The sequence below is a fragment of the Pseudoduganella sp. R-34 genome, assembly GCF_049904655.1.
Classification (GTDB): domain Bacteria; phylum Pseudomonadota; class Gammaproteobacteria; order Burkholderiales; family Burkholderiaceae_D; genus Rugamonas.
Window position 1 is genome coordinate 634,385 of the sequence record NZ_CP184572.1, and the last position, 14,010, is coordinate 648,394.

17 protein-coding genes are annotated in these 14,010 nt (G+C 55.6%); 4 read left to right on the plus strand and 13 right to left on the minus strand.

All coding sequences use genetic code 11. The features are described from left to right. Nucleotide 1: 1 nt before the first annotated feature. Nucleotides 2-811, minus strand: a complete 810-nt coding sequence (locus ACN9MW_RS02995) for a hypothetical protein (protein WP_426167438.1) — start codon at nt 809-811, stop codon at nt 2-4. Nucleotides 812-1,215: 404 nt separating this feature from the next. Between ACN9MW_RS02995 and ACN9MW_RS03000 the strand changes: the two genes are divergently transcribed. Together ACN9MW_RS03000 and ACN9MW_RS03005 are read left to right on the plus strand one after the other, a co-directional pair. Beyond that, complete coding sequence (locus tag ACN9MW_RS03000) at nt 1,216-2,367, plus strand: ImmA/IrrE family metallo-endopeptidase (protein ID WP_426167440.1); 1,152 nt, start codon at nt 1,216-1,218, stop codon at nt 2,365-2,367. Further along, nucleotides 2,354-2,830 (plus strand): DUF4411 family protein, encoded by a 477-nt coding sequence (locus tag ACN9MW_RS03005; RefSeq protein ID WP_426167442.1) that lies wholly within the window; start codon nt 2,354-2,356, stop codon nt 2,828-2,830. The genes ACN9MW_RS03000 and ACN9MW_RS03005 overlap by 14 nt, the downstream gene beginning before the upstream one ends. Nucleotides 2,831-3,031: 201 nt before the next feature. On the opposite strand, the gene ACN9MW_RS03010 is transcribed toward ACN9MW_RS03005, so the two are convergent. Continuing rightward, nucleotides 3,032-3,913: a hypothetical protein gene (locus ACN9MW_RS03010; protein ID WP_426167444.1), complete on the minus strand. Its 882-nt coding sequence runs from the start codon at nt 3,911-3,913 to the stop codon at nt 3,032-3,034. A 103-nt stretch (nt 3,914-4,016) separates the two neighbouring features. On the opposite strand from ACN9MW_RS03010, the gene ACN9MW_RS03015 reads away from it, so the two are divergent. Continuing rightward, nucleotides 4,017-4,253: a helix-turn-helix domain-containing protein gene (locus ACN9MW_RS03015; protein WP_426167446.1), complete on the plus strand. Its 237-nt coding sequence runs from the start codon at nt 4,017-4,019 to the stop codon at nt 4,251-4,253. Nucleotides 4,254-4,344: 91 nt separating this feature from the next. On the opposite strand, the gene ACN9MW_RS03020 is transcribed toward ACN9MW_RS03015, so the two are convergent. The 4 genes from ACN9MW_RS03020 to ACN9MW_RS03035 form a co-directional block, all read right to left on the minus strand. Next, a complete protein-coding gene (locus ACN9MW_RS03020) occupies nt 4,345-5,217 on the minus strand; it encodes a plasmid recombination protein (protein WP_426167448.1) in 873 nt (290 codons plus the stop codon). A 402-nt stretch (nt 5,218-5,619) separates the two neighbouring features. Further along, the gene (locus ACN9MW_RS03025) at nt 5,620-6,189 is read right to left on the minus strand and encodes a hypothetical protein (RefSeq protein WP_426167450.1); all 570 of its coding nucleotides are present in this window, start codon (nt 6,187-6,189) and stop codon (nt 5,620-5,622) included. Nucleotides 6,190-6,238: 49 nt separating this feature from the next. After that, nucleotides 6,239-7,213, minus strand: a complete 975-nt coding sequence (locus ACN9MW_RS03030) for a hypothetical protein (protein WP_426167452.1) — start codon at nt 7,211-7,213, stop codon at nt 6,239-6,241. Nucleotides 7,214-7,319: 106 nt separating this feature from the next. Beyond that, a complete protein-coding gene (locus ACN9MW_RS03035) occupies nt 7,320-8,681 on the minus strand; it encodes a tyrosine-type recombinase/integrase (RefSeq protein ID WP_426167454.1) in 1,362 nt (453 codons plus the stop codon). Between the two features lie 361 nt (nt 8,682-9,042). Here ACN9MW_RS03035 and ACN9MW_RS03040 point away from each other — a divergent pair, with 361 nt between their 5' ends. Continuing rightward, nucleotides 9,043-9,822 (plus strand): DUF3800 domain-containing protein, encoded by a 780-nt coding sequence (locus tag ACN9MW_RS03040; RefSeq protein ID WP_426167456.1) that lies wholly within the window; start codon nt 9,043-9,045, stop codon nt 9,820-9,822. Nucleotides 9,823-9,999: 177 nt separating this feature from the next. Here the strand turns inward: ACN9MW_RS03040 and ACN9MW_RS03045 are convergent, their stop codons facing one another. The 7 genes from ACN9MW_RS03045 to ACN9MW_RS03075 are packed head-to-tail and all read right to left on the minus strand — an operon-like array spanning nt 10,000 to nt 13,982. Beyond that, complete coding sequence (locus tag ACN9MW_RS03045; RefSeq protein ID WP_426167458.1) at nt 10,000-10,500, minus strand: DoxX family protein; 501 nt, start codon at nt 10,498-10,500, stop codon at nt 10,000-10,002. Between the two features lie 23 nt (nt 10,501-10,523). Beyond that, a complete protein-coding gene (locus ACN9MW_RS03050; RefSeq protein ID WP_426167460.1) occupies nt 10,524-11,090 on the minus strand; it encodes a hypothetical protein in 567 nt (188 codons plus the stop codon). Next, nucleotides 11,083-11,823: a putative DNA-binding domain-containing protein gene (locus ACN9MW_RS03055; RefSeq protein ID WP_426167462.1), complete on the minus strand. Its 741-nt coding sequence runs from the start codon at nt 11,821-11,823 to the stop codon at nt 11,083-11,085. The genes ACN9MW_RS03050 and ACN9MW_RS03055 overlap by 8 nt, the downstream gene beginning before the upstream one ends. Beyond that, nucleotides 11,820-12,638, minus strand: coding sequence for a DUF692 domain-containing protein (locus tag ACN9MW_RS03060; protein WP_426167464.1), 819 nt, complete (start codon nt 12,636-12,638; stop codon nt 11,820-11,822). The genes ACN9MW_RS03055 and ACN9MW_RS03060 overlap by 4 nt, the downstream gene beginning before the upstream one ends. A gap of 18 nt (nt 12,639-12,656) precedes the next feature. Then, complete coding sequence (locus ACN9MW_RS03065; RefSeq protein WP_426167466.1) at nt 12,657-12,926, minus strand: hypothetical protein; 270 nt, start codon at nt 12,924-12,926, stop codon at nt 12,657-12,659. A 28-nt stretch (nt 12,927-12,954) separates the two neighbouring features. Beyond that, nucleotides 12,955-13,716 (minus strand): alpha/beta fold hydrolase, encoded by a 762-nt coding sequence (locus ACN9MW_RS03070; RefSeq protein ID WP_426167468.1) that lies wholly within the window; start codon nt 13,714-13,716, stop codon nt 12,955-12,957. Next, nucleotides 13,716-13,982: a BufA1 family periplasmic bufferin-type metallophore gene (locus ACN9MW_RS03075; RefSeq protein WP_090436148.1), complete on the minus strand. Its 267-nt coding sequence runs from the start codon at nt 13,980-13,982 to the stop codon at nt 13,716-13,718. The genes ACN9MW_RS03070 and ACN9MW_RS03075 overlap by 1 nt, the downstream gene beginning before the upstream one ends. Nucleotides 13,983-14,010 lie beyond the last annotated feature (28 nt).

Below are 14,010 nucleotides of genomic sequence, written 5' to 3' on the forward strand. Positions count from 1 at the left end.
ATCAATTTATGATGTACTTAATAATTTTTCCGTCTCGAAGGCGTATAGGGGAAGCGTTTATATCAAGATAGCGCCAATGCTCGCTGGGTTTTCCGTTGTTATAATGAAGATTCTCAGAGAATCGCTGTTTGACGGCAAAATCTAAACTTTGATATTCACCGCTGAAACCAAAGGCAACTGTCTCGTTCTCGCCTTTGATTTGAAGCCGCCCATTTCCGGTATTGGTATTTAAACGACTAATCCTTGCTACGAATTGCATTTCTTCATCCGACTTTTCTGCGTCAAGCACGCTTGCGGTATTGTCGTCAAACTCCGCCAATATTATTTGCTCTTCACGACTCTTCCGATAACGAATCTTTACGTCATGACCAAATTTTGTTGAAACTTCATGAATATTTTTCAGCGACGATACCCGAAGCTGCTGAACCAGTTCATCAGATTTATCTCCTAGTTGCGTAATGACTGCTTGGGCCTTTTCAGTTAATTCACGAGCCTCCTTGTAGATCGAATCGTTCAGGTAATACGCAACGAGTTCTGCAAAGACTGCTCTTCCGATTTTAGTGAAGCGCTTTTGAAATTTCTCGTCATAAATATCGATACTGAATTTTTGCCCATATGAACCCTTGAAACTTTGCCTCAAGGTTGTTCGCACTTTTGCCTTGTGGGACTGTCGTTCGGGCACTCGCTCACCGAGGACTGTCTCTGCAATATACCTTGTTGCATCTGAAACGCCTTGCAGAGTATCAAGCCCTGATTTCATGTCCACCGAATCTTCAGTGGTATCGATTACTACGTCAAAATTAATCGTCATGCGCCCAGCTTTCTCAAATGTGTGATTAGAATAGCAACAACAGTGGTCTATGTGATCACAACATTACCAGATTGCAGAGAGGAAAAATTCACCAATTGTCACGTAACGAGAAGAACATAAGGTAGTTCAAGAATTGCTGCGAGTACGATGGAACGGAGGGCATACAGTAGAAACACTGTGATTTCATACAGTATAGTCCTATTATGTGGCTAAGGTGATTGACAGTCGAAATCAGATCGTCGCAAAGTTGAGGCCCAACCTTTCGACCGCCAGCACACGGCGTCTGGGAACTACCTTTGTTCGCGATGTGCCGCACAGTTCGAGTTATGATAGTGTTGCGGTTTTCTTGGCGATATGTCATAACGGCAACGAATCGATTGCCGGTAGGCTATTTCTTCCCAACTATGGAACGTATTCATTCAATCAACGCGAGTCGCATTGCATGGTGTTGTGCCGATTTTGGCATCACCGTGGAGCAGCTTGCCGTCGATACGCATATTGCGGCTGCCAGTTTGGCAAAAGTGATAAGTGGTGAGGATGGAAGTGGTCTTACCTTCAAACAGTTGGGGAAAATTGCGAGCTACTTTGGGAGAGGCGTGCTGTTTTTCCTTGAGCAAGATCCTATCGAAGCTGAGCAGGTACATACGTTGGCTTTCCGCACGTTGACGAATCAGAAGCCTGAATTGTCAGCTCGAATCAAGCTCTTTATCGAACGCGTCGAACAGCAACGTGCAGTGTATTTGGCGTTGCGTGAAGAAATGACGAAGGAGGACCTCCCGCAATTTGAGTTTCCAAGACTTTCTAAGGATCCGGTGGCTGCGGCAAGGCTTGCACGTGAGTGGCTTGGTCTTGGGGCTCACAATACATTTGAGACTTACCGGGCTGCGATTGAGAGCAAGGGAATACTAGTATTTCGAAGCAACGGATATAACGGGAAGTGGCAAATTGCCAGCGATAGTCCGATACTGGGCTTCACCCTCTATGATGAAGAATGTCCCGTAATCGTGGTTAAGAAGCTGCGCGCCGAAACCAGGCAAGCCTTCACGCTGATGCACGAGCTAGGGCACCTTCTTTTGCATCGAGAGAGCTCGATTGATGACGAAGACGATATGTACTCCCATATGGGGGCTGAGCGGGATGCAAATGCGTTCGCGGGTCACTTACTCGTACCGGACGAATTTCTTCGACAAATTAGGGACCAAGAGCGCCCGGATGACGTTTCTCTGTTCGATAACTGGCTCCAACCTCAACGGCGGGCATGGGGCGTAAGCGGTGAAGTAATCCTTCGCCGTCTTATGGATGCTCAGCGGCTTTCAAGTGCAAAGTACGTAGCTTATCGTGCGTGGAGAGATGCTCTACCGAAACCGGAGCCAGAGCGTGCGGCAAGATTATATCGACATCGTGAACCCAAACACATTTTCGGCGAGACGTTCGTTCGAGCAGTCCTAGACGCATTGAGCGGGCGCAGAATTTCTTTGTCGAAAGCCAGCAAGTATCTGGATGGGTTGAAATTAAACGACCTGCATGAGCTTGAAAGGCACTATGCTGGTCTTTGATACCTCCTCGATTGTCTATGCTTGGGACAACTACCCTATAGATCAGTTTCCTAACCTATGGCACTGGCTAGAGGGTGAATTTGACAGCCGAAACATATGTCTTTCGGAGGTCGTGCTGGATGAGGTGGAGGAGGTTTCGCCAGAGTGTCATGCTTGGCTCTGCGACCAAGATGTTAACTATTTGGCTATCAGCGATCCGATTGCAACTGAAGCGTTGAGCTATAAAGCATTGTTGGAAATCGGAGCGCACTTCGGGGGCGGGGTGGGGGAAAATGATCTGTTTATTGTCGCTACCGCGCGGATCTATGGTGTAGAGCTTGTCACGAATGAAGCTCTGCAAAAAACACTTCCGAAGACGAAGGCTAACTATAAGATTCCTGCCCTTTGTGCAATGCAAGAAGTAAAGGTTACTTCTTGCAGTTTCTTGGAGTATCTGCGGCGGTCAAAAGTGGTGTTCGGATAGATGCGCTGTTTAGAAGCATGTCTTCAAAGGCTCCCGGCCACTACTTCAGTTTCTCGGTGAAGTCTTCGGCTCGCGTTGGATAGCCGCAGAATAACTTTTTTTGTCCACATTTATGAGCTGTAAGGGAGGCTTCGGTACTGGCTCCGACCCGCTCAGACTTTTGATAGCCCCCGCCCTTGGCTAGGACTCCTTCACACCAAGCTAGACACCAATTAGTTCGTCATTTTCCCCAGATGTGCACGCGACAAGCCATGGTTCAACACGATTGGCGCCATCGAGCGCCTCTTTGTTGAAGGCGGTCGCCGGATTGCCTCCATGGCATCCAATGCATTGCTTCATCCATTTCTGTCCGAGCCTACGCGGAAAGTAGCCCTCGCAGTCCAAGCAAGTCGCCACCTCGAAAGTCGGAATTTCAGATAGCGCATCTAGCCAAAGTGACGAAAAGCCTGCTGGACAGACCTCGGCAATATGCGCCGTCGCGTTGAGTACGCGGCCTCCATGCGCCAGCGCATCAAGTGAGATTGGAAAGCGTTCGAGGACTTCGTCCAAAAAGTGTGGAACAAACCAATCGTTTCTCGCTGATTCAAAGACTGGCTCAAAGCTGGCTTGCGCTAGCCGGGAGATGAGTTTGCCAATTTGGCTTAGCTCCTCATTGGTACGATTGACGCTAAAGTTCAAGTCACTGATACCGCTTCGCGTCCCCGTTCGTTGAAACGGCTGTTGTGCATCGTCCGCGAGCCTAATCGAAAGGCGGCCGAGACTCCCATAGTTCTCTTCGCCTCTCGCTACCTCTACTTTGGCCCCGACTGCGAAGCGCGCTTGAGGCACTCCCGCTTTCGAATAACTGCCCACGGAGAACGATTTGCGTCGTGTTCCATCCCCCTCGGCTAAGTATCCTGCTGCCAGGCAAAGGCAGTGCATTGCTGCTTCGTATTCCCAATCCCCGTTCAGGCAGAGCAATGCCCAATCGCGCGCCCCCTGAAATACCAGAACGTGCTGGTTATCGTTTGCTCCAGGCTCCCGTGGTCGCAAGACGTGCAGGGCTTCAGAGCCTTCTACTAGGCAGCAATACTCAATCAACATCTCATCCTCATGTGTGTCGTTAATGGGCTTAGCCTCGTACGGCTAACGCAGAAGGCAATTATCCCATTTTGGGATAATTTCTAGTGGATGGTCCCATCGGGGGATGAAATCTATCCACCGTCCACATTACGCCGAATTGATTGAGAAACTGGTCGAGGTACGGACTAGCTGTGGTGTGACGCAGACTGAGCTGGCGAAGCAGCTCGGTAAGCATCAATCCTACGTGGCTAAGATTGAGGCCCTGGACCGCCGACTCGATGTGGTCGAGCTTGCCGACTGGTTAAAGGCACTGAAAATGCAGCCGCAAAGGTTTATGGAAGGGTTGGATTGGTGGAACTAGTTTGAGTAACGCAATGCTGGTCGATTAGTCCTTACAAAGCTTGGCTAAGAAAAAACACCTAACAGAGCATAGGTGTTTTCCATTTTTCATCTTAGTGCGCGCGCCTAGCTTCTGGCTTGCACGGGCGCGTCATCATCCCCCTGAACGAATTTTCGTTGAGCTGCTGCAGCGGCGGTACGCCAAGCTTCGTGAGCAGCGAGAAGGGGTCACTGAGGTGCGGGGCTAGCAGGGCGATGAGGGCTTCGGACGAGAGGCTGCTGTGTGCCGCCACAAAGCCTGCCGCCACGTCAAGCGCGAGCTTCCTTTGTTGCAGGCTACGCTTGCGCTTACGTTTGGGTGGTTTCATGCCAAATTTCTTGCCCACCTTTTCATGGAAGTCCGCTTGCATGGCAGTGGTAGCTCGCCGGTCGCCCAGGAGGGCAGACCCCATCAACTTCCCATTTTTCAGCGGAAGCAATAGCACATGGGCGTGTGGATGCTGCTGGTCATCATGCATCACCGAGCTCAGAACTGGCGCAGCAAAATAGCTTTCCACCCATTCGGTCGAGCAGCGGAAATACTGTTCGAAATCGATCAACATGTTGCGGGGCAGGCTAAAGACAATCTCAACAGCCATGCTAGCGTTTTTCCGAACCTTTACGCCAGCCGACTTAATCCATGCATCTGCAAGGGCGCTTACTTCGGCCGCAGAGCCAGGGCCAACCAGGACGCGGTTACGATTGCTGCGGGAAAGATCTATCCCGTCGGGCACGGCCCAAGGCAAGTCGCGGTAGAGCTCGCGCAGGTTGTGGCGCATTGCCGTCAGAATCACCAAGGAATTAGATGAGACTTCCATCTTTTCTTTGCTCAACGTCGCCGCCGCGAGGAAGTGAACATCATCGTTTATGCGGTCGTAGTTCCGTGGAACAGCCCTAACGGCGCGCGCCCGGGACGACGCGGCGCGCACAATGGACTTGGTCGTCATTATTCGCCCACTTCCATGCCGACGATGCGTTTCAGGTCTTCGACGCGCCAGCCCAAACGGCCGTGGATCCGGATGGGGCGGATAGGACCATTTTCCAAGCACGCCCACTTGCGGAGGGTTTGTGGGCGACGGCCCAAGTGAAATGCTGCCTCGTTGGTGTCCAGGACTGCCCGGCGTTCGTTGTTCAGAGATACGATAGATTGATGGGAATTCATTACTAAGCCTCAGTGTTGATAAAGAGGGCTCAGTAAAAATTGCCAGCCTTTTGCCAGCGCTACTCAGGCAATTAGATTCGTGGTTTTTCTAGTGGCGGTGCCCTACATACCTCGAAAATCGGGCAATAAGGTCGGGCAATTCGAAATCATTTCCAAGGTTGCCCCTGTTTTCAGGCGCCTGATATCTCTACTCGTCCTTTGTCACATCCAGCAAAACAGTTTGCTTCGCAAGCAGCCCAAACTTTGGGCAGCCTTCGGCGGATAGCGCGTTCAGCCACGCTTCTTCGTTAAATCCTGGAAGCGCTTTCAACTCCTCCAAAACGTCCGTGCCGAAAATTATTCCCTCATCTAGCCGCGCTACGGTATCGAGAGCATGGACGATAAGTTGGGTGATAGTGTCGTCGTCACCGTCGCTCCTGGTCTCGGCTACGATGAGCTCAATGTCGGTGTAACGAACGAACCTAACCGTCATGAGGGGCTCATAGTAGACGAAGCCGTTCTCACTCATCTCTATTCCATAGTCCCAAAGACGCCTTGGCAGGAGGGTTCCCGGTACACCGGCAAATAGGCAAAGTAGCGCGAATACGGCGGTTCCAAGCAATTGCAACGGGTTCGACGAAGCTCGGAAATCATCAAGAAATAATAGTGCGATGAAGAGCACACCCATCACGAAGAATCCCAGTTGACTCCTTGGCGACATCTCAAAATTCGCTATGACGTTCGTAACGTGCTTTGCCCCGCGATTTTTCATAGCCAAAAATCCCTCCGCCCAGTTTGCATTACAGTCCAGCAGCCTAAGGTCACGACTATCGCTGGGCTTCCTCGCCATATGAGGACTTTTCCGACCACTCTTCCAGCCACGGGGCGAGCTCGGTTCGAGTCTGGAACCGAGCGGTCAAGCGAGAGCGAGATACGCCGTAACGGTCCTCAAGTGCAATTGCAAATTCCACGGGGTGCCATAGGCTATTGTCGCCCTTCCCACGGCTGCCCTTGTACTTCCGGATACCTTTCAACCATAGCGCTTTCCCATTCGCCAAAGTCTTAGACAGCTGTAACGTGGTCAGGTCCCCGAACGCATCAATGAGTTGCTGCGAGGTCAGGAGCGCGCCATTTTCAACGCCGCGTTTTCGGGATGCCGCTAACCTTGGCCCGAGCCTAAGAGTCGAAAGAAGTCCTCCATCCCATTCCTCTAGCGAGTTCAACGCTTTCCTTGCTAAGGGAAACCAGGTCTCGGAATTCCATCCATAGTCCATTGCGACGGAACGCACTACAACCATCATGTCTGTCCATTCGGTTTCAGACGGTGGCAGCTCCGACAGCGCCTTCACTTGATTGGACGGCACCAAGCTCCCGCCGGAGCGAGCAGCTTGCTCAAGAGCTTTTAGTCCGTGCCGGGACACTCTAATCATGTCGCGTGTCACCTTGACAGTCTTGCCAGGCGGTTCGAGAGCAACCTCCAGTGCGCTATTGGAAGTCCCACTTGGTATCGCAGCTACAAGAGCGTGGCCTTGCTCCAGCAAGTCGAATGCTTGCATCAAATCGATATGAAACGTGACGCCTCGACGAAGTGCCGCCAACCTTCGGACTTGGGAATCCAAGCGATAGATTCCAACGACTTCATCGTCAGGTAATGCGACAGTCAAAGAAGTGAGTGCGTTACTGTCGGACGCGGCGCCCTTGAGCCCCATTCTGACGACGTGGTCGAGAATGCGGGTTGGAGTCCACGTAATACCCTGGCTCTCGGACAGCCATGTGGCCGCCTCTTCAAGCGAGTTCAGCATCAATGGCTCGCTGTGGAGGCCAGTCTTATCGCACATTTGTTCTGTGGGTGTTTGGTGAAGGCCGCAATGTTACTACGGGCGCCTAGAGTAGATATGCAATGCCGATTCACGATGCCAACACGCGAAGCCTTTGGCTCACTTCTTCAAATTCAACTCCAGCCTCGCTAAGAATCCAGGCCTCAATCGTGCAGTGCCATTTGCGAAGTAGATCTAGCGGACGACGGATGTAGTTCTGTTCGCGAACACCTTGCGGCGCGTGGCCTTGGATTTGTGCCGAAATCCCACTTGGCGTTTCGACCCACTCGCTGAGGCTCGCAAACGAGCGGCGCAGCCCATGCAGCGTCAGATGCGGCAGGCCAGCTACTGCAAGCGCTTCGTTATGCGCGATGCGCGGCTCGGCAATGCGGCCGGATTCGGACGCTGGGCTCGAAAACACCCATTCATTGCGGCGGGGTAGGTTGGACAGCAAGTTCGCCACGTACGGAGTGAGCGGAACCATTCGGAAGTCCTCAACCTTGTCGGCCAATTTCAGGCTCTTCCAGCGCATATCCACATCAGCCCACTTCAAGGAGGCCAGCTCTTCGCGACGGGCGCCAGTCATGAGCAAGCACTGCAAATAGGCGGCGATTACCGGATTTCGAATTTGCCGCACCGCCTCGAACCACGCTCCTAGCTGCTCGCGCTGCAAAACGTCGTTTCGCAGTCGCGGCTTACCCAAGACCTCTCGAACCTTCGTGCTCTTTGCTGCATTGACTGCGACGATAGCGGAATAGGTAGGGTGCTGCGCGCACCAGTTTAGGCAAGCCTTCAGCAGTCGGATGGCGAGGCGTCCACTAGACGGACGTACTTGAGACTCCTCGCGCGCCCACACCTCGACGCACTCCATGCTGAGGTCGCACATGCGGACGTTCATCAGACTCGCCAGCGGCCCGGTTACGGTAAGGCCGGGACCGCGCTTTCGCTTTTCGCCTCCTGGCTGCGCAATTTTTCGATGGGCGACAACATGATGCGCGGACCAATACGGGGTCCGCTCTTTTATATATGCATCCCATACCACGGCCAGAGTGACAGCTTCGCGTTCCTGCTTCGCCAATGCTTCGTTGGCCTGTGCTTCTTTTTCCTCTCTAGCCGCGCGCTCCTCCGCAAGTTGGTCCTCTTTGACCTGGCGCGGATCCTTCCCTTCATCCACCAGCGTTTTCAATCGGCGCGCCTCTTGGCGGGCGCCCTTGCCCATTGGTTTGCCTTTTCCATCAGTGGGGGCATCAATAGGCCAGGTGTCCGGGTCGCCAATCGTGATACGAATTGTTTCGCCGCGTAGCTTGGCCTGAAACATGTATGAGCGTGCGCCTTTTGCGGTGACCCGCAGCCCGAGGCCTGGAGCGCCGCTGTCCCAAAGGAAGGATTGGCTCTTGCCTTGTTCGCACTGGAAGGCCGCGACGCGCCCCGCTGTGAAGTTCACCTTTGCCATTGCTTGTCTTGCTCCGCTTCCGTGTAACCACCATGTAACCCGGCACGGAGTATATCGTTCACAAAACATCAATGCAAATCAATCAATCAAATTTGGTAAGTATTTGATTTACTTGATTTCATGGCTGGCGAGGAAAGGACATCAACAGCGAAGATTTCGCTCTCCTCATGATTTGTAATCATCAGGTGGCGGGTTCGAGTCCTGCAGCCGGCACCAGCATTCCAAAAGCCCAGCCCTCACCGGCTGGGCTTTTTCTATTTGCGCCTGCGTGGTTGTTGTGCAGCCAATGCTGCAAATCAAAACCCCCGTAAAGTGCACCTCTATAATTATCTGACTTCTTGACAATAATCGAGGAAGAGTGATGGCTGCAGATTTCGTCGCCTATATCGATGAAGCGGGAGATGAAGGTTTCAAGTTTCTGGAGGGCGAACGTGGTAGCTCGCGCTGGTTCGTTCTATCTGCGACTATTGTACGAAAATCGAACGATTTGCAATTAGTGAAGGCTGCGAAGGATGTCAGGCAGCTGCTCGGCAAGCCGGATAAATTCGTACTGCATTTCCGTGAACTGAAACACGAGCAGCGAGTGCCTTACGTGCGCCTATTGGGAACACTACCCGTGCGAACTGTAAGTATACTTGTTCATAAGCCTTCAATTAACAATCCGGAGAACTTTCAGCAAGAGGCGCACAAGCTTTACCGCTACAGCACCAGGCTGCTACTAGAACGTGTTAGTTGGTTATGCAGAGACCACGCAATCGGAGGTGCTTGTAACACGGACCTCATTTTCTCGAATCGGTCTGCGATGTCATATGACGACTTGAGATCCTACTTGGAACTGCTGTCGCAACAAGCCAGGGCAGGTGCAGATATCAACATTCATTGGCCTGCGATCACGTGCGACAGCGTGCGCGCGGTAAATCACGACAAATTGGCAGGCCTACAGCTCGCGGATGCAGTGGCATCGAGTGTGTTCTTCGCAGTAAACAAAACTCAGTATGGAGAGGTCGAAAGTCGGTATCTAGAAATATTGAAGCCGACAATTTACAGAAAAGACCGTCGAGCCGATGGTTACGGCCTGAAGATCTGGTGTGGGGACGACGCGGAAAAACAAAGGCTCACCAAGCTGGTGAGCCTTGAGTAAAGTAGACCCCAGGTTCGAGGTTCCCACCCGTTCGGGCTGCCGCCGTTAAGCGACCTCTACAAATCCTGCGCTTGTCTACGCTTGAATAGTAACAAATGATGGAATTTTCAGCAATCGTTGGCATCAGTCAGTCAAGCGTTACCGTTCCCGTCCCCAGCTAACGCACGCGAATTTGACTCAAGGTTCCTTCGCCGAACGCTTTTGCAAAAGGTGATCGATTGAGAACTTGCCGCCGCCTTGAGCAATCAGAGGCAGCAGTAAGGCGGCCCAGCCCAGGTGGGTCGGCCAGGCTTGTGGATAGACGAAGATCTCGATGACGGCGGTCATGGCAAGGAGGCCGAGGGCGGCGAAGCGGGTGAACAGGCCGGCGACCAGCAGCAGTGGCAGGGCGTGTTCGGCGAAGGTGGCCATGGGGGCGGCGATCTCCGGTGGGATCAGGGGCAGCATGTACTCGTAGCGGAAAAGGTCGATCGTCGAATCCTTCAGCGTGAACCAGCCTTCGACTTTGGTGCGGCCGGAGAGGAAGAAGACTGCGGCAATGCCGAGGCGGGCCGCGAGCAGCTGTACCGATGGGGGCAGCAGGCGCGCGGCAAGTGCGTGGAGCGCTGCGATGCCTCCTGCGATGGTGCCGGTGGAAGTGGCTGCGGCGGCTGGGGATCGGGCGAAGTTGGTGTTCATGGTGGTCTCCGTTTTGTCAGGTATCAGGTGCGCCATTTGCCTTGGCGCGCCAGTGTGATGGCTGCATCGGCGATTTGTTGCGTGGTGGCGCTGGCGGCGAGGCCGATTGCCGGGACAGGCGTTGGCGTGGTGCCGCCATCCGCCAACACGAGGCCGATGACGCGCGTGCGGCGATGGCTGGCGGCGGCGCGCGCTGCCTGGGCTCCCTGACCGGTGCCGATGAAGACCGCTTCCGGGATGTGCAGGCTGTCGATGAAGGTCAGCAGGTCCTGGCCGAGCGCCGTGGCATCCGCATCACGCAGCGTCGGCAGCAGAACGAAGTAGCCTTGCGCTGCCAACAGCGATGCAATTTCGGTGTAGTGGTCGATGGAATCGCCCGGGCTGCGGGCGAGCACGATAGGGCGGCCGTCGTCAGGGCCGGCGGCGTGGTAGCTGAGTGCAGGCTGTGCTGCGGCTACTGCGCGCAGCACTTCGGTGGCGCTGCGGATGGGCAGCGCGGCGCCGGCGAGTGCCGGTGCGAAGGCGAGGCTTGCGGTCCCTGCCAGTCCGGTGAGGGCGGATAGCAGGAACAGGCGGCGGGTTTCATTCATTTTCAACTCCGGTAATGAGTTCACTACCAAGCCAGTCGGCCAGCATGGCGCCGGCGCTGGCGATGCCTTGTTCTTCGCCGACGCGTTCCACCAGCAACGCGCACAAGCCGGCGAAGCTGCCGTCGCGCTGGAGGTGCGTCAGCGCGGCAAATTCGATGGCGTCCAGTGCTCGCAGGCAGGAGACGAAGCCCTGGCGCCAGACCAGCAGGCCGCCGGGCGCGGGAAGCATTTCGCCTTCCAGGTTGCTGCTGCCGTCGCGCAGGGCGAACCACAAGTCGGCGGCGTTGGTGGTGGCAATGCGCAGTTGAAGTGTTGGCGCAAGCGTCAGGCTGGCGTGCTCCCAGTCGACTTCGGCCAGTGCGTCGGCAGCGACAGGCGCGGCATCGGGGCCGATGAACGCCTGGTCCAAGGCATGCTCGATCCAGGCCAGTTCGTGCAGGTCCGGATTGTCGGGGAACAGCGCCTGTAGCGTGTCGCAGAAATCGTCGGCGTAGGCGTCCAGCGTCCAGGCGTGTGGAGGGCGGCGCTTGATGTGCGCTGCGGCAGCATGCAGGAAGGCTTCTTCGCCGATGAAGGCGCGCAGTTGCGGGTAGCTCTCTTCCAGGCAGCCGACAAGCTGCGCGCGGTAGTTGTTCAGGTAGACCGCGCGGCCAGGGCCGGCCGGCACGCCTGCAACGGGCGTCGATGAGGCCAGCATGGCGTGGAAATCGCCCTGGAGATTGGCGAGGTTCATGCTGCCTCCCTGTGCGCTGCGAGATGGCGCGCGATATCGAGTTCGGCCAGCAGGTCGGCCAGCGGCGGGATATCGCCATCGCGCTCGATCATGGTGGCCACAGGGCCGCAGCGTGCGATCGTCTGCTGGTACAGTGACCACACCGCATCGTTGACGGCGCTGTCGTGGGTGTCGATCAGCAGGCCGTCGCCCTGGCTATGGCCGGCGAGGTGGATCTGGCATACGCGGTTCATCGGTACCCCGCGCAGGAAATCGAGCGGATCGAAGCCGTGGTTGCTGGCACTGACGAAGACGTTGTTCACGTCCAGCAGCAATCCGCAGCCGGTGCGCTTGGCCATGGCGGAAATGAATTCCCATTCCGTCATGCTGGACTCGGCATACGTCAGGTAGCTCGAAGGATTTTCGACCAGCATGGTGCGTCCCAGTGCTTCCTGCGCCTGGTCGATGTTGTTGCAGATGATGTCGAGCGCCTCCTGCGTGTAAGGCAGCGGCAGCAGGTCGTGCGAATTGAAGCGGCCGATGCGCGACCAGCTCAGGTGGTCGGAGACGAACATCGGTTCGATCTCTTCCACCAGGGCGCACAGGCGGGCCAGGTAGTCCGGCCGCAAACCGTCGGCCGAACCAAGCGACATCGACACACCATGCAGCACCACGGGATGCTTCTCCCTCACGCGGCGCAGGATATCGCGCGGCTGGCCGCCGGCGACCATGAAATTCTCCGAGATCACTTCGACGAAATCCACGTCGACGTCGCCTTCGAGGAAATCGCGGTAGTGCTCGCGGCGCAGGCCGAGGCCAAAGCGATGGGCATGCATGGTGTGCCTCCGTTTGGATTACTTGGCTTCGGTCAGGGTGCCGCCCAGTGCCTTGCACTCGGTCGGGGTTTTTACCAGCACTCCCTGGCCTTTGCACTGGTTCAGGCCTTTGCAGTCGTTCTTGGCGGTGGCGCACAAGCTGGTGCCCTTGCAGGTGTTGATGCCGTAGCAGCGGCCCGGTTCTTCCTTCACTTTTTCTGCAGCGAACGATGGTGCCGACAGGGATGCCAGTGCGATCAGGGCGGCGGCGCCGGCCAGGCCAGCGCGGGTTTTGGTAGCGATGCTCATGATGAATCTCCTTTGGTTAAAGTAGGACTTACTGGACGCTGAGGGCAGCGTCTTCGATGACTTTCGCGACCGCTTCCGGCTGCGAAATTTGTACTGCATGGCTTGCTGCGATTTCTGTGACCCTGGCGCCGGCACGCTTGTACATCCAGCGCTGCAGTTCCGGGCTCACCAGGCGATCCTGCGTGGCGACAATGCCGAAGCTTGGCTTCTGGTGCCAGGTGGCGAACCAGCTTGGCGTTCCCATCAGCACATTGCTGACCGGTACTTGCGAGGCCGCCATGAAGTTGACGCGGTTGGGCGTCAGGTCGGCGGCCAGGTCGGCCTGGAAGCGCGCAGTGTCGTAGAACTGGAAGCCTGCGCGGTCCGGCTTGACGCCTTCACCGGCGCCCGGTATCGACGACAACAGCTGCTGCGAGGTTTCGCCGACTTCCGGCATCAAGGCCGCCACATACACCAGCGCCTTGACCTTGTCGCCGGTGGCCACATTTGACATCACCGTGCCGCCAATGCCATTGCCGACCACGATCACGTTGCCGAACTGCTGGAAAATCGCTTTGCGGACGATGGCAATGTCGTCGTCGAGCGAGGTATGGGGCAGTTGGGCCACGGTGACGTTGAAGCCTTTCAGACGCAGGGTGTCGTGCACCACGCGCCAGCTGGAAGCGTCGATGAAGGCGCCCGGCACGATCACAACGTTTTTCGCGGCTGGCTGGGCGGCCGGTGCGGTGGCATGTGCCGCGCCGGCAAGGCCGGCTGCCAGGGCGATCACCGATGCAATGGCACGCTTCATCACTTCGCCTTCAGCGAGCCGTAGCCCTTAGGGGTTTTGATGGAGGTGCAAGTGCCTTTTTCGACCAGCACCCAGGCATCGCCCTGGTAGTCGACTTTGGAGGTTGCTGCGCACGAAGTGCCCGGGCCCGCGGCACAATCGTTATGGCCGGCTTTCGCCACGCCATAGCACTTTTCCATTTCCTTCTTGGGTTCTGCGGCGTGTGCGGCGGAGGTGCACAATGCGATAGCCAGGGTGGCTGCCAGTCCTGCGTAGGTGGTTTTCATAATCTTGGTCTCCTTGGTTAAGGTGTGA